Annotated in this window: 16 protein-coding genes; 10 read left to right on the top strand and 6 right to left on the bottom strand. The window is 54.3% G+C overall.

Going from position 1 to position 22,175, the window contains the following annotated elements; genetic code table 11:
- Positions 1-86: 86 nt before the first annotated feature.
- Complete coding sequence (locus tag TH5_RS15020) at positions 87-1,898, bottom strand: methyl-accepting chemotaxis protein (RefSeq protein ID WP_114122505.1); 1,812 nt, start codon at positions 1,896-1,898, stop codon at positions 87-89.
- A 442-nt stretch (positions 1,899-2,340) separates the two neighbouring features.
- Here TH5_RS15020 and olsC point away from each other — a divergent pair, with 442 nt between their 5' ends.
- Complete coding sequence (olsC, locus tag TH5_RS15015) at positions 2,341-3,177, top strand: ornithine lipid ester-linked acyl 2-hydroxylase OlsC (RefSeq protein WP_114122504.1); 837 nt, start codon at positions 2,341-2,343, stop codon at positions 3,175-3,177.
- An 88-nt stretch (positions 3,178-3,265) separates the two neighbouring features.
- Here olsC and TH5_RS15010 read toward each other — a convergent pair whose 3' ends face one another.
- Positions 3,266-4,159 (bottom strand): LysR substrate-binding domain-containing protein, encoded by an 894-nt coding sequence (locus TH5_RS15010; protein ID WP_114122503.1) that lies wholly within the window; start codon positions 4,157-4,159, stop codon positions 3,266-3,268.
- Between the two features lie 65 nt (positions 4,160-4,224).
- Here TH5_RS15010 and TH5_RS25330 point away from each other — a divergent pair, with 65 nt between their 5' ends.
- Positions 4,225-4,500 (top strand): hypothetical protein, encoded by a 276-nt coding sequence (locus TH5_RS25330; RefSeq protein WP_147250111.1) that lies wholly within the window; start codon positions 4,225-4,227, stop codon positions 4,498-4,500.
- A gap of 109 nt (positions 4,501-4,609) precedes the next feature.
- Here TH5_RS25330 and TH5_RS15005 read toward each other — a convergent pair whose 3' ends face one another.
- From TH5_RS15005 to TH5_RS14995, 3 genes are all read right to left on the bottom strand, one after another.
- Entirely contained in the window at positions 4,610-6,685 is a 2,076-nt protein-coding gene (locus TH5_RS15005; protein WP_114122502.1) for a methyl-accepting chemotaxis protein, read from the bottom strand.
- 173 nt (positions 6,686-6,858) lie between these two features.
- Positions 6,859-9,306 carry a two-component system response regulator gene (locus TH5_RS15000; protein ID WP_114122501.1) on the bottom strand — a complete coding sequence of 816 codons (2,448 nt, stop codon included), beginning with the start codon at positions 9,304-9,306 and terminating at the stop codon, positions 6,859-6,861.
- 8 nt (positions 9,307-9,314) lie between these two features.
- Positions 9,315-10,406: a sensor histidine kinase gene (locus TH5_RS14995; protein ID WP_244204934.1), complete on the bottom strand. Its 1,092-nt coding sequence runs from the start codon at positions 10,404-10,406 to the stop codon at positions 9,315-9,317.
- Between the two features lie 446 nt (positions 10,407-10,852).
- Here TH5_RS14995 and TH5_RS14990 point away from each other — a divergent pair, with 446 nt between their 5' ends.
- The 4 genes from TH5_RS14990 to TH5_RS14975 all read left to right on the top strand — a co-directional run bounded on the left by TH5_RS14990 (position 10,853) and on the right by TH5_RS14975 (position 15,089).
- Entirely contained in the window at positions 10,853-12,445 is a 1,593-nt protein-coding gene (locus tag TH5_RS14990; protein WP_114122500.1) for a lysine--tRNA ligase, read from the top strand.
- 150 nt (positions 12,446-12,595) lie between these two features.
- Positions 12,596-13,552 carry a proline dehydrogenase family protein gene (locus TH5_RS14985; RefSeq protein WP_114122550.1) on the top strand — a complete coding sequence of 319 codons (957 nt, stop codon included), beginning with the start codon at positions 12,596-12,598 and terminating at the stop codon, positions 13,550-13,552.
- Between the two features lie 142 nt (positions 13,553-13,694).
- Positions 13,695-14,282, top strand: coding sequence for a DUF4136 domain-containing protein (locus TH5_RS14980; RefSeq protein WP_114122499.1), 588 nt, complete (start codon positions 13,695-13,697; stop codon positions 14,280-14,282).
- 213 nt (positions 14,283-14,495) lie between these two features.
- On the top strand, positions 14,496-15,089 hold the full coding sequence (locus TH5_RS14975; protein WP_244204933.1) for a lipocalin-like domain-containing protein: 594 nt from the start codon (positions 14,496-14,498) through the stop codon (positions 15,087-15,089).
- Between the two features lie 35 nt (positions 15,090-15,124).
- Here TH5_RS14975 and TH5_RS14970 read toward each other — a convergent pair whose 3' ends face one another.
- Entirely contained in the window at positions 15,125-16,000 is an 876-nt protein-coding gene (locus TH5_RS14970) for a branched-chain amino acid aminotransferase (RefSeq protein WP_114122498.1), read from the bottom strand.
- 295 nt (positions 16,001-16,295) lie between these two features.
- Here TH5_RS14970 and TH5_RS14965 point away from each other — a divergent pair, with 295 nt between their 5' ends.
- The 4 genes from TH5_RS14965 to TH5_RS14950 all read left to right on the top strand — a co-directional run bounded on the left by TH5_RS14965 (position 16,296) and on the right by TH5_RS14950 (position 22,153).
- On the top strand, positions 16,296-17,360 hold the full coding sequence (locus tag TH5_RS14965) for a LacI family DNA-binding transcriptional regulator (RefSeq protein ID WP_167443565.1): 1,065 nt from the start codon (positions 16,296-16,298) through the stop codon (positions 17,358-17,360).
- A 342-nt stretch (positions 17,361-17,702) separates the two neighbouring features.
- A complete protein-coding gene (locus TH5_RS14960; RefSeq protein ID WP_244204932.1) occupies positions 17,703-18,740 on the top strand; it encodes an ABC transporter substrate-binding protein in 1,038 nt (345 codons plus the stop codon).
- Between the two features lie 99 nt (positions 18,741-18,839).
- Complete coding sequence (locus tag TH5_RS14955; RefSeq protein ID WP_114122496.1) at positions 18,840-21,056, top strand: ABC transporter permease; 2,217 nt, start codon at positions 18,840-18,842, stop codon at positions 21,054-21,056.
- Entirely contained in the window at positions 21,053-22,153 is a 1,101-nt protein-coding gene (locus TH5_RS14950) for an ABC transporter ATP-binding protein (protein WP_114122495.1), read from the top strand. The genes TH5_RS14955 and TH5_RS14950 overlap by 4 nt, the downstream gene beginning before the upstream one ends.
- Positions 22,154-22,175: the final 22 nt, after the last annotated feature.

The raw sequence follows: 22,175 nt of genomic DNA, 5'->3' as shown, positions 1-22,175 counted from the left end.
TTGGCGGGCCGATGCAAGGGTCGTATGAAAACAGGCCGGACATTTCCGGCCTGTTTCGGATGCGGGCAGGACGACTGTGTTCGGGATTATTCGGCAGCGCGCAGCATTACCGGTTTGTCGGCCGCATATCGGATGCCCGTGTCCGGTTCGTCATTCTGGGCACGTTTCATGGCGGTGATAAACTCGCCGATTTTGCCGTTCAGGAAATCGGCCTGATGGGCGGTGTGATCGGCATTGTCATGCACCGTAACCGCGCTGCTGCCGACGTTCGTGACGCTGGACTGAATGGTGGTGACATTTTCCGAAACACGCTTGGCACTTTCGGACACGAAATCGACATTTCGTGCGATTTCCCGCGTTGTGGCATTTTGTTCCTCGACCGCACCGACGATGGCGGTCACGTAGTTATCGATGCTGCCGATTACCGTGCCGATATTGTTGATGGCTTCGGTGGAATTGCGCGATACGCTTTGAATGCGTTCGATCTTGCGGGTGATTTCATCGGTGGCCTTGGCCGTCTGATTGGCGAGGCTTTTGACTTCACCTGCAACCACGGCAAAGCCCTTGCCTGCATCGCCGGCACGGGCCGCCTCGATGGTGGCGTTAAGTGCCAGAAGGTTGGTTTGATCTGCGATCTTGGTAATCAACTGAACGACCTGGCCGACTTCATCTGCGACTTCCTGCAAGTTTCGCATTTCCGCCTGTGAGGTGGCAGAATGTTCAACTGCATTTTTCGCAATGCCCGAAAATTGCGTAATCTGGGATGATATTTCGTCGATGGCGGCGACCATTTCCTCGGTCGCGGCACTCAGTGACTGGGCACTTGCAGATGATTCTTCGGCTTCGGTGGCGACCGCACCGGCAAGTGATCCTGCCTGTCCGCTTTGGGTTTGCATCATTTCGGCACGCGCCAGAACATCCTTTGCGCTTTTGACGATATCGGCAAAGGTTTCGACAAGGGTTTCGCAGAATTCTTTTACCAGACGGTCAGTTTCAGCACGGCGTTTCTCGTCACGTTCCCGTCGGGCGACCTGTTCGGCTTCAAGGGCGCGTGCCTTGATCATGTCGGCCTGAAAGACCCGCATTGCATCAGCCATGTCACCGACTTCGTCACGGAATTTGGAGGCCGGAACCGGCGTATCAAGCTTGCCCTTAGCCAGATCGGCAAGCGCATTCGTCAGGTGATGCAGCGGCAGGGTGATGGAACGGCCCAGGAGCCAGGCCAGTGCAATGCCCGACAGCAAGACAATGCCGGACAAACCGGTAATCAGTGTCTTGCCCATCCGTTCATCTGCAAGGGCGGTGTCCATGGAAGCGGCGGTATAGGCCGCGACTTCGGCGACTAGATTTTCAATCGCAGCATCGAGATTGTTCTGCAACCCTTCGGTGGCGATCACGGCATCAGCAACATCCAACGGGCTTGCGCCATTATCGAGTGATTTGAAGATATCGTTTACCTGTGTTTCGTAAGTGCGATGATCGGTTTCGATACGGGCAAGGGCTGCTTCGACACCGGAAAATTCTGTTCGGGCCTCGTCGCTGATTGTATCTGCCAGATAGCTGTTGACCATCTGATGGGCCGTTGCGAGTTCGTTATCGGTCTGTTTTGCCAGTTTTTCGAAATGATGGCGGAGGTCGGCCTCAGTTTCGGTGGCGGCATGGGCATCGACATTGCGATAGCGCAGCGTTTTTTCCATCAGAATGGCTTGTTCGAGCTGATGCTGCGTGATTTTTTCAAGCATCAGGGTCAGAGGTAGATCGCGGGCGGCAACCTGTTCAAGTTCGTTGCCTATCACCGTCATCTTGTAAATCCCGACCGATCCGATCAGGCAACTGAACGCCAGAAGTATGGTCGCCAGTCCGGCCAGGCGATGAGTGATGCGAAAATTTCTGAACATGATGAGGCGACCCTTGAAGCCATAACTATTCGGGGATTATTACAATGTGAACACACTCATGCGGTTTAGTAGCATGTGCTAATTCTATTTTTGATTACAAGAGTATGTCCGGGAGAAATACAAGCTGAAAAAGTCTGATTATTGACATGAGACAAAGTCGCAAAACCAACGCTTTGTCTTCATGGACAGATTAGAATTTTTTCAGATGTCATTTTGCCTGTTTCGGGAGAGATACGGCGTGGCGGAGCGCCGAACAAGGGGCGGAATGGATACAAAGCATTCCGATTCTGCGCCGATTTCTGGAACCGGAAGGGTACGAACACGTTTTGTCCCGGGTAAGAGCTTTGCCGACAATCAGGATGGCAATATATTGCCATGATTGTCTGTCATTTCCGGAAATTCCTTCGAATGTTCAGTCTGTTGTATCACAAAGAGGGCAAAATTGCATAATTCCGACACGAGCATCCAGCAAGCGGCCGGTCAGGAGCCCGAACATCGTTTCGGGACGGAAGGTATCCGTCCGATGGATCGGCCCAGTCGCATCACCCGGTTTTTCATGGGGATTGTTTCTCGCGCAGAACGGTTGAACCGGAAATATGCAAAGTTCGGCAATCCGGCAGTTTATGACAATGCAACCTTTCCCTGGGCTGCGGAAATCGAAAAAGAATGGCCTGCCATCCGCGAGGAGCTTGACCAAATTCTGCGGCGCAAAGACGAGTTGCCGTCGTTCCATGACATTTCGACAGATGTCAAAGAAATCTCCAGCGATGCGGATTGGAAAACCTTCTTCCTGTTGGGGTTTGGTTTGAAGTCCGCGCAAAACATCCGGGCTTGCCCCGAAACCTGGCGGATCATGAACAAGATTCCCGGTCTGACGACGGTAATGTTTTCAATATTCGAACCGGGAAAACACCTGCCGCCGCATCGCGGCCCCTATAACGGTGTGTTGCGGATGCATCTTGGCCTGATCGTTCCGGACCAACCAGATAAGCTTGGCATTCGGGTGGGCAACCGGACATGTCACTGGGAAGAGGGCAAAGTGCTGATTTTTGATGATTCCTATGAACATGAAGCATGGAACCATACGGATCAGACGCGGGTTGTGCTGTTTGTCGATTTCGTCAAGCCGATGAAATTTCCCGCCCGGCTGGTGAACTGGTGCCTGATGAACCTTGCGATTTTCACGCCTTTCATCAAGGAAGGGCTCGATAACCACAACGAGTGGGAAAAGAAGTTCTATGCGGAAGCCGAAAAAATACGCAACCAGTCAGACAACTGATCCTGATGCTCGAATGAAGTAGGGCAAAAGATGGAGCAGATCTATCGTCTGTTGGTTCGGGTTCCGAAGTTTGCCTTGCCGTCTTGACCTAACAGGCAAGCTGCTGCCGGAGCCACTGCCGGAATGTCCTGAAAGCCGGACTGTTTTTGCTGTTTGCCCAGCACAGATAATAGTGGCGCGTATTCTGTTCGGACCATGTGTCATTGCCAAGCAATTGTATCAGGCGTCCGCTGGTCAGATATGGGGCGGCATATACATGCGGGAGCCACGCGACGCCATGCCCGTCTAGTGCCGCGACGAGTGTCAGCGCGCTGGGCAGTCGGGTGATCCTTGTATGCGCCTGATGGGCAACGCCATGATCATCGAACCAATGCGACATTTCGATGTCCCTGTCCTCGTCAAGTATCCATGGCAGCCCGACCAGATCCCGGGGCGTTTGAACAGAAACAGATTCAAGAAGCGAGGGGGCAGCGACGACGACATCCCTGCTTTCAAGAAGCCGTTCGCTGTTAAGTCCGGGCCAGTTGCCATCACCATGCCGGACCGCGGCATCGAAACTACCGTGTTCAAGATCATGCATGACCGCATCGGCATTGATACGCAGGTCGATTTCCGGGTGACGTTTTAGAAACTCGCCAAGGCGCGGCAGAAGCCAGTATTGGGCGAAATGCGGTGTCACCGTGATGTTGAGGATATTTTCATCGCGCCGATATTGTTCGATGTCACCGGCAATTGCCCTGAAATTCTGAAGCAGATTTTCTGCCAGATCGGCTGCTTCGGGCAACATGACCAAGCGGTTGCCTGACCGCGTAAACAGTTTACGTTGCAATCGGTCTTCAAGACCGCGCAGATGCTGGCTGACGGCGCCATGAGTCACGCTTAGCATCTCCGCAGCCGCCCCGACAGAACCGGTTTCATGAACTGCGGCGAAAGCCCGAAGAGAATTCAGCGGCAACCACGCAATATCGTTCGATTTTTTCATGATAGAAAAACTAACAAAGACTCAACTTTTCTGACAAGTATGAATTCTGTCAAAATGCTAGATTAATGGCATCTAAAGACGAAGGAGAAGTCAAGATGTCATGCAATTTTTCTAACAATGATGCCAAAAATGTCTCTCGCCATCCGGTTTCTGCCTTTGGCGCGGATCAGGAATCCCTTCACCAAATTCGCGAACAGGCAAGAGTTGAGCGGGTAAAAGTTGTGCGCCAGGGTTTTGCAATGTTGAGGCGAGCCATATTCAGGCACCTTAACCCGGCAAATCACAGTCGCGGCAGCGAGGAAGCCCGTGAAATTTCTGACAGGCGATGTGCAGGGATTTGAAGCCCGCGTCGGTGATTTCAGTCGCAGTCTTGTGCCTCTAAAAACGAGACATTCACAAACGACTGAAATCACGTAGCGGTTTTCGGATCAAGGTCCGGATGCCGAAGCTTTAGATATGGCGCAACCGGTCAAGGAAGTTTTTGACCTGGGTGTCGAGGTTGCGGGCCTGTTCTGCCAGTTCGGTTGCCCCGGCCTGAACATTTGACGCGGCATCACCAGTTTGTTGGGACGTGTTGCGCACAATCCCTATGGAGGATGATACCTCGTTCGTGCCTGCAGCCGCCTGTTGTACATTGCCCGAAATTTCGGCGGTTGCGGCACCCTGCTGTTCGACTGCTGCCGCGATGGCACTGGTGATTTCGTTGATATTGGAAATCGTTTCAGTGATTTTTTCAATCGCGCCCACGGTATTGTGGGTTTCAGACTGGATCGATCCGATTTGCTGGGCGATATCCTCGGTCGCTTTGGCTGTCTGGTTGGCGAGGTTTTTGACCTCGCTCGCGACGACGGCAAAACCTTTGCCGGCTTCGCCCGCACGAGCAGCCTCGATGGTCGCGTTCAGCGCCAGAAGGTTGGTCTGGGACGCGATATCATTGATCAGGCTGACAACCTGACCGATGCGATCGGCGGCCTCGGCCAAGCCGGTAACCATGGCGTTGGCACGCGAAGCTTCATCAACCGCATTGTTGGCAATTTCCGATGATCGTGCGACCTGCGAGCTGATTTCCTGAATGGAAGCGGAAAGTTCCTCGCTCGCCGAGGCTACGGTCTGGACATTTGCGCTTGCTTCGTCAGCAGCCGCGGCAACCACGGTTGCCTGCTCGGAACTTTCATCGGCCGCACGGCGCATCTGACGGGATACCTTTTCCATGTCGCCCGCGCTATCGGTAACTTTTATAACGATGGAGCCGACCGATTTTTCGAACTCGTCAGCCATCTGAAGGCGAGTGCGGTTGCGCTCTTCGCTGGCACGATGTTCGGCTTCGCGTTTTTCGCGTTCGGCCTGCTGCATGCCTGCCGATGCATCCTTGAAGGCTTCCAGCGCCTTGGCAATTGCACCGATCTCATCGGAACGGTCATGATAGGGGACCGTGACATTGAAATTGCCCTTTTCCAGATCGGCAATCACGCCCGCAACACGGGTCATCGGACGGGCAACCATGGCGTTGGTCGATAGCAGGATCACCGCAATCACCACAATCAGCAGAACCACACCGCCGATCAGTGTCGCGTTGCGCAGACTATCAGCCGGGGCAAACACGGTTTCGAGCGGCACGTTGACAACCACACCCCACTGATTGGGATATCCCTCGATGGCGACCGGTACGATCAGGTGCATGAATTCGCCGTCATCAATCTGGCGCGACTGTCCGGATTTCATCGCATCAAGAATAGCGGCATCGGTAGTTTTGGCAGCATCCAGTTTGGTGCCCCGAATATCGGGATTTTCATGTGCAACCCATGTGCCCTGGGCCGAGACAAGATTGACGGTACCCGTACCAAAGGGGGCGAGTTGGGCAAACCGTTCGGAAAGTGCATTCAATTCAAGATCGACGCCCATCACGCCAAGGAATTTTCCGCCGCTGTCCTGCACCGGATAGACAAATGATGTCAGAACCACATCGCGGCCCTGAATGTCATAGGTGATGGCATCGGTCAGGTAGGGCTTATTGGTGCGTTTGGGTTCGGTGTAATATTCATTGACCTCTGGATTATCGAGCCCGGTCAGGTGGTAGGGGGTGATGCCGCTACCGAAGTTATAATAATAGGTGACGTATTTTCCGGTGCCGTCGCCAAACGGTTCGCCTTCGCCCTTGTAATCGGCATCCTTGCCATCAAGGGCATCGGGTTCGAAGCCCGACCAAGCCCCGGCAAGTGACGGGTTGTCGATCAGCGTGCGATTGAGGATTTCGTTATAGGCCTTGCGGTCTGCGCCGCCCTGTTCACGGAGTGCACGAAATGCACCGGCAAGGTTTTTGGCAACCAGCATGCCGCCATTGAGCACGCGGCTGGCCTGCTCGGCGTGGAACTGTCCAACGGCACGGGCTTCGCCCACGGTAAGTTCTTCGGTTGTTTTACTGGTTTGAACCGTTTGCAGGAATATGCCGACGATCAGGCAGAAGGCGATGGCAAGTGCGCTTACGCAGGTCAGCTTGGCGCCTAGAGACAGGTTGGAAAATCGCATTTAAAATGTCCCCTCAGATAAACCTATACCTCTGAAGTAGTCCTGGTGGTCCTTCCCTGTGCCTCCTTATTCAGGGGCTTGGCAGCTTTTGATAAGGAATGGTACCACGCAACCTATACTTTCGGTAAGGGGGGAAATTATCTGATTTGATGGCTTTTAAATGCGCGATTGTTTTATGAAATTTTCGCGTTGTGTTGTGTGGCTGCGAAAAGTTGTTCTGCGGGCACAGGTTTGCTGAACAGGAAGCCCTGCAATTCGGAACACCCCTGTGCTCGAAGGAAGTCCTGTTGTGCGGCGGTTTCGACCCCTTCGGCGGTAACTTTAAGCCCAAGGGTGCGTGCCATGGCGATCATGGCCCCGGCCAGAGCGGCATCATCGGTATTTTGCGGGATACCGTTGATAAAGGCGCGGTCAATTTTGATGCGTTCAATTGGCAGGCTTTTGATGGATCGCAGGCAGGAATAGCCGGTACCAAAATCGTCAATCGCGACCGAAACACCGACCGCACGCAATTCATGGAGCGTATCAATCATGATGTCTTCGTCCTGGATCATGCTTTCGGTGACTTCGATTTCCAGCCATTTCGGATCAAGTTCGGTATCGGTCAGAACATTCTGTACGGCTTTGGCAAAGCCCGGCGAGCGCATCTGACGAACCGAAACATTAATTGCGATGCGGATCGGATTTTGGCCTTCATCCTGCCAGCGACGTGCCTGTGCACAGGCTTCTTCGACAACCCATTGGCCGATTTCGACAATCAGGCCGCTTTGTTCGGCGACCGGGATGATTTCGGCTGGGCCCAGCAGGCCGTTTTCCGGATGGTTCCATCGGATCAGAGCTTCGGCACCGACCATCTCGCCAGTGTGGGCATCGACCTGCGGCTGGTAGTAAAGGCGCAACTCGCCCTTTTCGAGGCCGCGTCTGAGTTCGAGGCTGCGGGTCATATAGTGCGTGGCACTTTCGGTCATTTCCGACTTGTAAAACGCATAGGTACGGCGTCCCTGATCCTTGGCGGCATACATGGCTGTATCGGCCAGCCGGATCAAATCCTGCGGCGAATGGGCATTTTCTGGATAAAGCGCAATGCCGATACTGGCCGACAATGTCAGTTCGTGACCGACGATGTAGAAGGGTTTTTGCAATTCATGAATGATCTGGCTGGCAAGGTTGCCTGCGGCGGCCTGACTATGCATGTTTTCGCGCACGATCAGGAATTCGTCCCCGCCAAGGCGTGCGATCGTATCTGTGCGATCAGTTAGTGCCTTGATGCGGGTTGAAACAATCAGCAAGACCTGATCCCCGGCGGCATGGCCCAGCGTGTCGTTGATGTTCTTGAAGTCATCGAGATCAAGGAACAGGCAGGCGACAACCGCCCCGGTCCGCTCACAGCGTTCAATCGCGCGGTTCAGGCGGTCGGTTGCCAGCAACCGGTTAGGAAGGCCGGTAAGTCCGTCATACTGTGCCAGATAATGCAGCTCCTGTTCCGCCTGCCGGATAGCGGTGCGATCCGAAATCATGGCGACGAAATGGGTCAGAACCCCGTCATCATCCTCGACCGCGATGATCTGCATTACGATTGAAATCGGGTTGCCCGACATATCGCGCGTGTCAATCTCGCGGTGCCAGTGGCGACGTGTTCGCAGCGTATGGAACAGTTCCTGATAAAAGGCAGGCGGAAACTGTTCGGGCACGATCATATAGGGAGGAGTGCCGGTCACAGTCAGGGGATCGGCACCGGTGATCTGGCAATAGGCGCGATTGGCACTGGTGATGTTCAGGTCCGGATCAAGGATCAGGATACCGTCCTGGGTCGTTTCAAACACCGTCATGGCCTGACGGAGTTTGTCGTTGGTGATGCGCTGATCGGTGATATCCTGCATCACGCCGATGATGCGTTGGGTGCCCTTGCGGTCATTGATATAGGATTTTCCGCGTGCCCGGAACCAGCATTGATGACCATCCTTTTCGGGCTGTCCGCGGAACACGATATCGTAAAATTCACCATTCAGGACGGCGTACTCAAACGCCTTGCGGACCATGTCGCGGTCTTCGGATGCGACACGTTGAAGGAAGCTGTCCCAGCTTTCGGTGATGGTTTCGGCATCGTGGGTATCGCCGGGGACGAATTTGCCAAGGCCGGTGCTGTGCATTTTGCGGGTGGTAACATCGACTTCCCAGCAGCTCATTTGCGCGGCATGCATAGCAAGCGACAGCCGTTCCTGACTTTCGCGAAGGGCCAGTTCGACTTCGCGGCGTTCAAGCGCCATCTGGATGGTGGCGTGAAGTTCGCGTTCGGAAAACGGTTTTAGCAAAAAGCCGTAGGGACGGGTTTTTCGCGCACGTTCCAGTGTGGTGTCTTCTGAATAGGCGGACAGATATATGATAGGGATCATCAGATGTTCAGGAATACCCGCCGCGGTTTCGATGCCGTCGATATCACCGTCAATGCGGATATCCATCAGGATGATGTCGGGTGCATCGGTTTCAATCGCCTTAAGGGCATTGATCCCGGCGCTATGGACCGATGTCCTGTCATAGCCCAGCCGCGCAAGCTGTTGGCGCAGATGCAGTGCGACGATCCGTTCGTCTTCAACAATCATGACATGGATTGGTTTGCGCATGGCGATCCTCAATCCTGTATCGTGAATCGAATGGTAATGCGGGTCGGTTTGCCGGACCGGATATCCAGCGTCCCGCCCAGTTGATCGGTTAGCAGTTCAACCAGTTGCAAGCCAAGCCCATCGCTGCTGTCGACACAAAATCCGTCGGGAAAACCGACGCCGTCGTCCGTCAGGCTCAGTTCGATCAGGTTGGAATCAAGTTCTTGCGCCACCAGGCTGATATTGCCGGGGCTGTTCCCCGGAAAGGCGTGTTTGAGCGCATTGGTAATCAGTTCGTTGGCAATCAGGCCACAAGGTACGGCCTTGCCAATCGGTAGCGACACTGATCCCAGATCGCGTTCGAAATTGATGCGGTCAGGATCGGTATTAAAGGTAACCAGCAGCGAATTGATCAGCGCATCGCAGAAATAGTTGAAATCCACGCGCGAGACATCCTCGCTTTGATACAGGGTCTGGTGGATCTGGGCCATCGACCGGACGCGGTTGCAGCTATCGCGCAGGATTTCGCGTGCCAGATCGTCCTTGACGTTTGCTGTCTGCATATCAAGCAGGCTATGAACGATTTGCAGATTGTTTTTGACCCGGTGATGGACTTCCGAAAGCAGGATTTCCTTTTCCTGCAGGGATTTTTCAAGCCGTTCCTGACGGCTTTTGCGGTCAGAAATATCGACAATCGCAGCCAGAACCTGCACGCGGTCGCCTTCGGCAATCGGGTTCAGGCCGATTTCGACGGGAAACTCGCTGCCATCCTTGCGCAGCGCATAAAGATCCCGTCCCGGTCCCATTGGACGCGGTCCGGGGGCGGCGATGAAACTGTTGCGAAGACCCGCATGATGATGGCGGAACCGATCAGGGACGAGCACATCGACCGGCTGGCCCAACAACTCGTCACGGGTATAGCCGAATACCTTTTCGGTTTCGGCGTTGACCATTTCGATGCGACCGGTGGCATCAACCAATATCATCGCGTTCGGAGCATATTCGACAACGCGCCGGAACCGGTGATCTTCCTCGAATGCAACATGCTGTCCGGTCATCGTACTTCCCGAGCCATCGGTGTGCGACGCCGACAAATCTTCAATGCCTGACGTGTCAGCCAATCACTAATTCTCCCGTGCATGGCGATAAGCCGCCTGAGCTGGTGATTTGTCCACCTGATCGTCGCCAGTTTGGATGACCCACTCCCGGATCTATTATTGTTTCCTGACTGCACGGATAATTGTTCAACTCTATCCATATCTGCGTTCGACAGGTGATTTTCAACCACTCGTCGGTGTAGGTTTATATCTTTTCGCATTTTCGGCTTATGATGCTGATCTGATAAGCAAATTTTGCGCATCACATCGCTGGTGCTCTCTGCCAGAGTAGGAATGAACGAGGTCTGTTACCTGTGAAATTGCGTGTTGCAGACCGGTCATACCCGATCCGGGCTTGATCTTGCAGGCCTGCGGGGATAGCTTCGCGCACGCGCGAAATCCGGGTGATTTCATGCGTGGCCGGATTTCCAGATAATTCAACGATACAACTGACAAACAAGGTTTCAAAAATGACAGCCGATCTTCGTGATGCCGCACTAAACAGCAACGTCTGGGCTTTTCAGGAAGCCCGCAAGCTGGTTGAGCGGTATAAACAGAAGAAGCCTGAGAAGGGTTATGTGCTGTTTGAAACCGGTTATGGTCCGTCGGGCCTGCCGCATATCGGGACGTTTGGCGAAGTTGCGCGCACAACCTATGTCCGCCGCGCGTTCGAACAGATGTCCGATATTCCGACCAAGCTGTTCTGCTTCTCGGATGATATGGACGGCCTTCGCAAGGTACCTGATAATATCCCGAACAAGGACATGGTCGCCCAGCATCTTGGCAAGGCATTGACCAGCGTGCCGGATCCGTTCGGTACGCATGAAAGCTTTGCGCATCACAACAATGCGCGGCTTTGTGACTTCCTTGACAGCTTTGGCTTTGATTACGAATTCAAATCTTCGACCGAATGCTACCGTTCGGGCATGTTTGATGCAGCGCTTCTGCGTCTTCTGGAACGGTATGATGCAATCCAGAAAATCATGCTGCCGACCCTTGGCGAAGAACGCCGCGCGACATACAGCCCGTTCATGCCGGTCGAAGAAGGCACCAACAAAGTCCTGATGGCCAAGGTGACCGAACTTAACGTTGAAGCCGGGACCATCGTTTATGAACATCCCGAAACCGGGAAGCTGGTCGAAACCCCGGTCACGGGCGGGCGTTGCAAATTGCAGTGGAAGCCGGACTGGGCGATGCGGTGGTATGCGCTTGGCGTTGATTACGAAATGGCGGGCAAGGATCTTATTCCGTCGGTCGAGCTTGGCAACAAGATCGTCAAGGCGCTTGGCGGTACCCCGCCGGAAGGCTTCAATTACGAGCTGTTCCTTGACGAGAACGCGCAGAAAATCTCGAAATCCAAGGGCAACGGCATTTCGATGGAAGACTGGCTGAAATATGCGCCGGAAGACAGTCTTTCGCTGTTCATGTTCCAGAAGCCGAAAACCGCAAAGCGCCTGTATTTCGATGTCATCCCGAAGACGGTTGATGAATATCTGACCTTTGCCGACAAGCTGAAAACCGAAACCGACCCGGAAAAGCTTTTGCAGAACCCGGCATGGCACATCCATGAAGGCAAGGCACCGGAACGTGATATTCCGTTGTCATTCGGTATTCTTCTGAATCTGGTTTCGGTCTGCAATACCAGCGACCCGGAACTGCTTTGGGCGTTCATTTCGCGTTATGCCAAGGGCGCAACGCCGGAAAACGCGCCGTATCTCGACAAGCTGGTCGGCTACGCGATCAACTATTACAACGACTTCGTCAAACCGACGAAAAAATACCGTGCTGCGACGGATGCCGAAAAGGCAGCCCTGACCGAGCTTCGCGATATGCTCAAAACCCTTGATGCCGACACCGATGGTGGTGACATCCAGACGCAGGTGTTCGAGGTGGGTAAAAACCACAATTATGAAAACCTGCGTGACTGGTTCAAGGCGCTTTATGAAATCCTGCTGGGGCAGGAACAGGGGCCGCGTATGGGCTCGTTCATCGCGCTCTACGGTATTGATGAAAGCATTCAACTGATCGACCGTGCGATTGCCGGTGAAGAACTGGGCGCGTAAGCGTTCGGGTTTACAGACTGCCGTGAAATACCAAGCGACCCGTCATCTGGCGGGTCGCTTTTTGTTTGATCCGGTTTCATTTCGTTCAATAAGTTTGATGGCTTATCCCGGATGGTGATGCTTTTGCATCTGACCAAGGCGGAGTTGACGATGGGTTTCTGGCAAAAGGCGATGATTTCGATGGCATGCAGCCCCGCACTAAGACGTATGGGCGAGGCAGTTGGGCGGAAAACCGGGCTGGCGGCACAATTTGTGAGTGGTTCCGATGCTGCCGATCATATGGCACGAGGACGAGAATTGGACGGGCAGGGTATCCGGATTTCCAGCTTTTATCTGGGCGAGTATGTCACAGACCCGGCACAGGTCACGCGCACGGTTACCCAGCTTGCCGATCTGGTCCCGAAGTTGGACGAGGTTGGGCTTGATGTCCATGTTTCGGTTGATCCGTCACAGCTTGGTTATATGCAGGACCCGGCGATGTTGCGGAACAATGCGCAAAAACTGGCCGGGATGATTGGTGAAATCGTGGCCGGGCGAAATGACGAACGTTGCCGTCGCCTTATGATCGACATGGAAGATTTCGACATGATCGATGATACTTTGGCGTTGCATGATCAATTGCGTGATTTAGGTTTTCCGGTTGCCCAGACCTTGCAGGCGCGGCTGTTTCGAACCGAAGGCGACCTGATACGAAAGATTGATCAGGGCGCGATGGTGCGTCTGGTCAAGGGGGCGATGGCCCCGCCTGCCAGTGTGGCTTTTACCCGACGTTCCGATATTGATGCCAATTACCTGAAGCTGGCAGATATGATGTTGTCCGACCGGGCGCGTGAAACAGGATTTTTCCCGGTTTTCGGCTCACATCATCGCGAGCTTCTGGAAAAGATTGCCAGCCTTGCCGACGCACGTGGCTGGCCGCGCGATACATTTGAATTTGAAATGCTTTACGGTGTCAATCAGCCGTTGCAACGTGATCTTGTTTCGCGTGGTTACCGCTTGCGGCTTTATGCCCCGTTCGGGGAAGACTGGTGGGCCTATGCCTGGCGGCGTGTCGGAGAAAATCCGCGTAACCTTGGCCTGCTGTTACGATCCGGGTTTAATCGTTAAGCATGCCGGTCTGCCATCGGGTTGCCAGAATGATAGAATTGAATTTCAAACGAAATCAGGAATTTCCATTCACCGGTTTCATCGGTAGAATGCCGGTAAATGATAGTCAATATCAACGGGCAAACATCGAAAGGATGACCGCATGAATATGGTCAAGATCATGATGGCGGGTGCAATGGCGATGCTGCTGTCGGCTTGCGCGACAGGCCCGCGCGTCTATACCGATGCCGATCCGGCGGCCGATTTTTCGCGTTACCGGACCTTTGCCTTTTATGAGTCAGCCGGAAAGTCGGACGAAAAATACGCCACCCTGCATGGTCAGCGGATTGAGGATGCTGTCAGCGCCGCGTTAGAGGCGCGGGGATACAGTGTTGATATCAATACCCCCGATATATTGATCAACTATCATCTCAAGACCGAGGAAAAAACGCGGACATCGCCGCCGGTTTATTATGGGGGATATTACGGCTATCGCAGCGGGATGTATGTCGGCTGGCCGGGCTATGTCGAACCGGGATATGTTGACAATTATACCGAAGGAACGATTTCAGTCGATCTTGTGGACCGTCGCACCGATCAGATGATCTGGGAAGGCACTGCAGTTGGCCGTATCGACAGCGAGTTTCGCAACAATCCCGATCTGGGGGTGCGCAAGGCAGTCGCTGCGATCTTTGGCAAATATCCCTATGTCGCAGGCAGCAGTGTGCCGGTGATGCCTGCTGCGCAGTAAAGCCGGGTTTAGCCGATTTGGATAGCGAACGGGCCGGACATATGATCCGGCCCGTTTGACATCAAGCGGATTAGTTAGAATTTCTAACCGCCTTATGCATCAGAACTACCCTTATCAGGGCATATAGAGAGATATAGTTTTTCCTGTTCATGACGCAGTGCGGCAACCGAGCCGCGACTGCGATGATCCCAGAATTGTGACAGGAGCTTTCTGATGCGAGAAATTGGCGTTAAGCGAACAGATGAACGGGCTGTATTGGCTAATGCGGTCTGGTTGCGGCGATGGATGCTGGCGGCGCTCGCAGCGGGGATGCTGTTTTTGGAGTTAATTTTCGCCTTTTCATTCAGTGCAATTTCGGCGGCACGCGCAGAGACCGTTAAGAAAAATGAGGTTGAGGGCATTTGGCGAATTGTGTCAGCGGAACTGACAGACACAAACGGACAGGTAAATCAGCCTTATGGTCCTGAGCCTGAGGGAAGGTTGGTTTTTACCCGGGAGATGGAGTTTGTCGCTGTCCTTCTTGATCCGCGAGTGCCCGATTTTGCATCCGATATACGTGGAGAGGGAACGGCAGCAGAAAATGCCGCTGCAATGGCAGGTAGCATTGGCTTTTTCGGGACATATACGGTCGATGAAAACGGCGTGTTCAGCGGTAATACCGTTCTTGGTTCTACTTTTCCAAACTGGGAAGGTAGCGTTCGTACGACCGAGGAGCTTGAGCTTCGGGTTGAGGGTGATCGGATGATCGAGAGCTTTAGCCGACCAAGTGGACTTAGGATTGCCATCGAGTGGGAGCGGGTCAGGTGATCTGATCCCGCTCCTGTCTGGTGTGTGGCTTTATCTTAGCTTTGTTCGGCAAACGCCCAGTAAAGTTCCTGCGCGCGTTTGGTCATCGGGCCGGGCTGGAGGTTACGGTCATCGAGTTTGACGCAGGGGGCGACCTTGTAATAATTGCCGGTGCCAAAGATTTCGTCGGCATTTTCAAGTTCGGTATAGGTCACGGTTTTTTCTGTGACGTCTACGCCGTCTTCGCGCAGAAGCCTGATCACGCGCTGGCGGGTCAGGCCGTTCAGGAACGTGCCGTTGATTACGGGTGTAAAGACCTTGCCATCCTTGGCGTAGAACAGGTTGGCATAGGAAAATTCCGCGACATTGCCGATTGGGTCCAGCATTACGCCAGTGTCAAAACCGTCCTTTGTGGCCTCTGCCACGGCGCGGCCGACATTGGGATAGAGGCAGGATGCCTTGGCCTCGGTCGGTGCACTTTCGGGTGAGGGACGGCGGAAGCTTGATTTCCGGGCGGTGAAGCCGGTTTTGATCGCGTCCGGCAGGTCGGATACCGAAATGCACAGTACGAACTGCGCGCTTTCAGGGGTTGGTGCAAGGAAACCCTCGCCGCCATAGACAATCGGTTTGATATAAAGGGCGAGCGACGGATCGAATTTCTGAACGCCTTCGCGCGCGAGGGCGACGATTTCATCAGTGGTGATTTTCGGGGCAAGACCCATCAGTTCAGCCGAACGCAATACACGTGCGCAATGGGGTACAAGGTCGGGCATCTTGCCATTAATGCGGCGCGCACCGTCAAAGACTGTGGAGGCCATCCACATACCGTGGGTCTGCGGGCCGATAATCATCGGGTTGCCTGCGTGCCATTCGCCTTTGTACCAGGTCCATGTCGTGACGGCTTTGGTGTCTGCGGTGGTGGCGTGACCCATTCTTCTTGCTCCTGATCGAATTTCGGGTGGCATTTGCATGTCGCGGGGCGATGCAAGACATCCAGAATAGGGGCTTTGCGTGATCATGGTCAAAGAAAACTGACAGGGTAAATGCCGGTTTGAGACCGTTTTTAAGGAAGTTGCGATAAATGACAGTTCTGTGAAATATCCCGCATCATGCACACGTGTGCGTTGGCGGATCAGAGGGGCTGTGCTATGTGTTTTGCCGTAACGGGGACCGTGAAATCAGGGTGTAAAAACATTTTGGCCCGGTATGACGAGGGAAATGTCGGGGATGAGCGAGGCAAAACACAATCGCGCAAACGCAGACGGGGCGGAACCCGGCCGTGATATGCAGCATATTGTGACCTCGGCCGATGTTGCGCGCGAGGCCGGTGTTTCAAGATCCACCGTTTCGCGCTGTTTATCAGGCGACCGGCGGATATCGGATGCGACCCGCAAGCGCGTGCAGGAAACCGCCAACCGGCTTGGCTATCACGTCAATAAAATTGCCCGGTCGATGAATACGCGCAAAAGCGATCTGATCGGGTTGGTGACATCGGGGCTTTCCGATCCGTTCCGCGTTGAATTCCTTGATAAACTCATCCTAGCCATTCAGCAGTCCGGTTATCGTCCGTTGGTGATCGATGTATCCGACCCGGCCCAGATGGGCACATCGATGATGCATCTGTTGCAATATCAGGTGGCTGGTGTGGTTGTGACATCGGGAAGCCCGCCGCCCGAAGTTGGCGTGCATTTCCTGAAACGCAATGTGCCCGTCGTTCTGGTCAATCGTGCCGGGCGGCTGGAAGGGGCGGATGTTATCAATTGCGATAATGTGCGTGGCGGTGAAATGGCCGCCGATCTGTTGCTTGAAACCGGGAAAACCCGGTTCGGGTTCCTCAATGTCAAAGGCGGGACATTCAGCGGCAATGTGCGGGGCGAAACATTCGTTTCGCGCCTTGCACCGCGCCTTGCGAACGGGGATATCAGCTTTACCCCGCTGGTTTGCGACAGTGCCGATTATGACGGAGGCTTTAATGCCGCGCTTAAATTTCTGGCAACGCCGGAAACCGCGCCAAACGCGATTTTCTGTGCCAAGGACCATATTGCGTTGGGTCTTCTGGACGCTGCCCGGTTTGAACTGGGCCTGCGCATCCCCGAAGATATTGCCGTGGTCGGGTTTGACGATATTGCCGCCGCCCGGCAGGGGGCCTATCAATTGACCACTGTGTGCCAAAGTGCCACGAAGCTGGCCGAAATGACGGTGGATCGGCTGCGCCAGCGCATCCGGGGTGATGCCCTGACGGATCAGCGGCTGATCCTGCCGGTTGAAATGACGCGTCGCCGGACGGCCTGAGCCGGTCTTTGTCACGGATTTCAGGCCGATTTTTCTTCGATTTCTGATGCAAAACGGCTGACTCGCGATGTTTCTGCGGGTTGTGCGCACACGTGTGCGTTAAGTTTTAAGGCGGAGGCCTTGCTGAGAGCAACGTATGGTTTTGTGGTGGCGGTTTGTGAGGATGAAATTTTTGCATTTAAAAACAGGTGGTTATTCATAAATGGCGAGAGTTTTTTTGCTCTAAATAGAATTTTTCTGTCATTTCATGGAATTTATGATTAAATCATTCCAGCACGTGATTTGCGCAATGGTAATGCACACGTGTGCATTCAACGAAATGCAAACCGGGAGGAAACCCAAATGACGATCAGAAATTCTCTTTTTGCCACTGTCGCGATTTCAGGCCTGATGGCGGTTGCGACCACCGGTTCGGCCAATGCGGCGGGTCGGCTTAATGTTATCTGCTCGGCCGATAATGAATGGTGCGAGATGATGGAAACCGCGTTCGAGCTGGAACATGACATCGATGTATCGATGGTTCGCAAAAGTTCGGGTGAGGCTTATGCACAGGTGCGTGCAGAGGCTGCCAATCCGAAGCTTGATATCTGGTGGGGCGGGACGGGCGATCCGCATCTTCAGGCCGCCGCCGAAGGCCTGACTGAAGAATACAAGTCCCCGCAACTTGGCGATTTGAACGACTGGGCCGTGCGTCAGGCCGAAAATGCCGAATATCGCACGGTTGGCGTTTATGCCGGTGCGCTTGGCATCGGATATAACAACGATCTTCTGGCAAAAAAGGGCCTGCCGGCACCGAAATGCTGGGAAGATCTGAAAAATCCGGCCTACAAGGGTGAAATTCAGATTGCCAATCCGAATTCTTCGGGGACGTCCTATACCGCGCTTGCGACACTGGTTCAGTTGTTTGGCGAGGATAAGGCGTTTGACCTGCTGAAAGAAATCCACAAGAACGTCAACCAGTATACCAAATCGGGTTCCGCCCCGATCAAGGCAGCTGCGGTTGGCGAAACCACAATCGGCATTACCTTCATGCATGACATGGTCGCCCAGATCAAACAGGGTGCGAACCTGACGGTGGTGTCGCCGTGCGAGGGGACCGGTTATGAAGTGGGCTCCATGAGCATCATCAAAGGTGCACGCAACCTTGAAAATGCGAAAATCTGGGCCGAATTCGCATTGTCACCGAAAACCCAGTCGATTGCCGAAGACGCGCACAGCTATCAGGTGCCGTCCAACAAAGAGTCCAAAATTCCGGATGGCGCGCCACGCCTGACTGAATTGAAGCTGATCGACTATGACTTCGCGAAATACGGGGATGCGGAAACCCGCCGTCATCTTCTGTCGCGTTGGGACGAAGAAGTCAAAACCGCGCCGCAATAAGCGCGATCTGCCTTAACGGTTCTGTTCGTCCGGTGTGATCATTGGGCGGGCAGAACCAGACTTCTCAATTCGGCGTGCAGGAGAGTTTCGGTGAACCGGATGCTTTGGTTCTGGCTGGTGATCGGCTGGATCGGTTTTGCAATTTTACCCTGGTATCAGCAGGAGTACGGGTTCTGGACCCTGGAATGGCTGTATGACGGCTATCCGATGTATGGCGATTATTCGCCTGCGATTCTTCAAACGATTATCCATCAAAAATTCTGGCTTTTGCCGATTGCGGTATTTCTGCTGGCGCCACTCGCACTGATACGGGCTGGGCGCGATCATCCGCATTATGCCCGTATCCTGATTTCATGCGGGTTGGGGGGACTGGTCTATCTGGTCGGGCAGGGCTTTTTTGTCGGTATTTCCGGCTGGGGATTTGGCTGGCTTGAGGTGATGTTCGGGCCGCTTGATGTCCGGCAATATGGCCTTGGCTATGGCGCGATGTTTGTCGCGGCCAGCCTGCTTGTGATGCTTTGCACCGGCCTTGCCGCAGCGGGGGCGATGCGTGGTGATGTTTTTGTCACCTCTGCCATCGGGACGGTTATTGCGCTTGTCGGGTTGTTTGTATTCTTTCCGGTCGCGCGCATTTTCATCGGATCGTTTGTCGATATTGATGGCAACCTTTCAGGTGTGGCCTTTATCCGCAACTTCTTTGACGACAGCATCTGGGGGCTGGGCTGCCTTGCCGGGGGTGTTTGCGGAGTTGCGTGGAATACGGCGTTTCTGGCAGTTCTGACCGCTGTTTCGACCACTTTGCTGGGGCTTTCATTTGCGCTTGTCGTGACGCGGACCGGGTTCCGGTTCAAAAAGCCGCTGCGGGTTCTGACGGTATTGCCAATCATCACCCCGCCATTCGTGATTGGCCTGGCATTGATCCTTCTTTTTGGCAGATCGGGGGCTGTAACGCAGTTCTTTGCTGATCTGCTCGGGGTGGAGGCAGGGCGCTGGCTTTATGGCCTCCCTGGAATCTGGCTGGCACAGACCCTGTCCTTCACCCCGATTTCTTTTCTGGTGCTGATCGGTGTGGTTGAAGGTGTCAGCCCGTCGATGGAAGAAGCATCGCAAACCTTGCGGGCAGGGCGTTGGAAAACGTTTGTCAATGTGTCGCTGCCATTGATGCGCCCCGGTTTGGCCAATGCCTTCCTGCTCGCCTTCATCGAAAGCATGGCCGATTTCGGTAACCCGATGGTTCTGGGTGGCAATTATGAAGTGCTGTCGACCGAGATATTCTTTGCCATTGTCGGCGCACAAAACGATGCCGGGCGGGCCGCCGTCCTTGCGATGATCCTGCTGTTCTTCACACTTTCGGCCTTTGCCGCACAGCGGTTCTGGCTGGGCAAAAAATCCTATGCCACGGTATCGGGCAAGGCCGATAATGGTGCCCATGTCGGGCTTAATCCCGGAATGCGTCTGGCGTGCTATTTTACCGCCATTCCGTGGGCGATCTTTACGGTCGTGCTGTATGGCATGATTTTCTATGGCAGTTTTGTCAAACGCTGGGGCTTTGATAACAGCCTGACGTTCGATAATTACAGCGATGCGTTTGGCATCGGCTGGAGCGAACATGGCATCGTCTGGGCCGGGGCAGCATGGGACAGTTTCTGGACCACGTTAAACATCTCGGCGATTGCGGCACCACTGACGGCGGCGGTTGGTCTGACGACGGCCTATCTGCTGGTGCGTCAGAACTTCCGGGGCAAGAGCGCGTTTGAATTTGGAACGATGTTGAGCTTTGCCATTCCCGGCACGGTGATTGGTGTCAGTTATATTCTGGCATTCAATGTGCCGCCGTTCGAATTGACCGGGACGGGTGTGATCCTTGTGATCTGCTTTATCTTCCGCAACATGCCGGTCGGGGTGCGCGGCGGGATTGCCGCCATGAGCCAGCTTGACAAAAGCCTTGATGAAGCATCCCTGACACTTGGTGCCAACAGCTTTACCACGTTCCGCCGTGTGATCCTGCCGCTGTTGCGCCCGGCGATTGTTGCCGCACTTGTTTACAGCTTTGTGCGCGCGATCACGTCGGTCAGTGCGGTGATATTCCTGGTCAGTGCCGACCATAATATGGCGACGTCCTATATCATCGGGCTGGTCGAAAACGGACGTTACGGCGTTGCGATTGCCTATTGCAGTGTTCTGATCCTTGTCATGCTGACCGCGATCCTTGTTGTGAATGGTCTTATCGGACAACGGCGTCTGCGCCGGGAGGACCGGGTTGAGGCAGCACCAGACAAGACAGCAGCACGTAATCTGAGAGAGAAGCATTCATGAAACTGAAAACGCGTGCGGGGTCGGTCGTATTCGACAATGTCACCAAGACCTATGGTCAGGGGGCGGTTACCGCGATCGACAATGTATCTTTCACCATCAATCCGGGCGAGCTTGTGACCCTTCTGGGGCCGAGCGGCTGTGGCAAGACCACGACATTGCGCATGATTGCCGGGCTTGAACATGCGACCACGGGCAAAATCCTGATTGGGGGCAAGGACGTTACACAGCTTCCGGCGACGGACCGTGATGTCAGTATGGTGTTTCAGTCCTATGCCCTGTTTCCGCATATGACGGTGGCCGAAAACGTTGCCTATGGGCTGAGTGTTACCGGCGTTGCCAAGGCCGAAGCCAGGGAAAAGGCCGAGGAAGGCCTGAACCTTGTGGGCTTGGGCGGATATGGCGGTCGCCTGCCGTCCGAGCTTTCGGGCGGGCAGCAGCAAAGGGTGGCGGTGGCGCGTGCGCTTGTGCTGGAACCCGAAGTTCTGTTGCTGGACGAGCCGTTATCAAACCTTGATGCCAAGCTTCGTCGCCATGTGCGGACCGAAATCCGCGATTTGCAGCAGAAACTTGGCCTGACGGCGGTTTATGTCACCCACGATCAGGAAGAAGCCCTGGCCGTTTCGGACCGGATCATCGTGATGAACCGGGCGGTGATTGCCCAGCAGGGCACACCACGCGAATTGTATGAGCAGCCGCAATCGGAATTCATTGCCGACTTTATCGGTGATGCCAATCTGGTCGATGGCGAGATCGTCAATATTGATGGCAACCATGCCCGTATCGATATCGGTGGTGCGCAATGCAATCTGCGCCATCGCGGACAGGCAAAGGGACCGGTCCGGGTTGCCGTGCGACCCGATGCGGTGCAACTGACGGGATTGGCCGCGATTGCCGGCGATGCGCATGTCATTGAAACGTCGCTAAAAGGTCACATTACGCATGCAGCCTATCTTGGTAGTCAGATGCAGTATTCCGTGGCAACCCCGATTGGCGAGCTGTTTGTGATCGATCACCGGATCGATACACCGATCATCGCGGGTGAACAGGTTGCCATTGGCTTTTCCGAACGCGGCATGGCCGTGGTTTCGGCAGAATAATCGATCAACAACAAAACTGTTT

The sequence above is a fragment of the Thalassospira xianhensis MCCC 1A02616 genome, assembly GCF_003326475.1.
GTDB lineage: Bacteria > Pseudomonadota > Alphaproteobacteria > Rhodospirillales > Thalassospiraceae > Thalassospira > Thalassospira xianhensis.
Note: the sequence above shows the minus strand (reverse complement) of the source record. Positions and strands in the feature narration are given on the sequence as shown.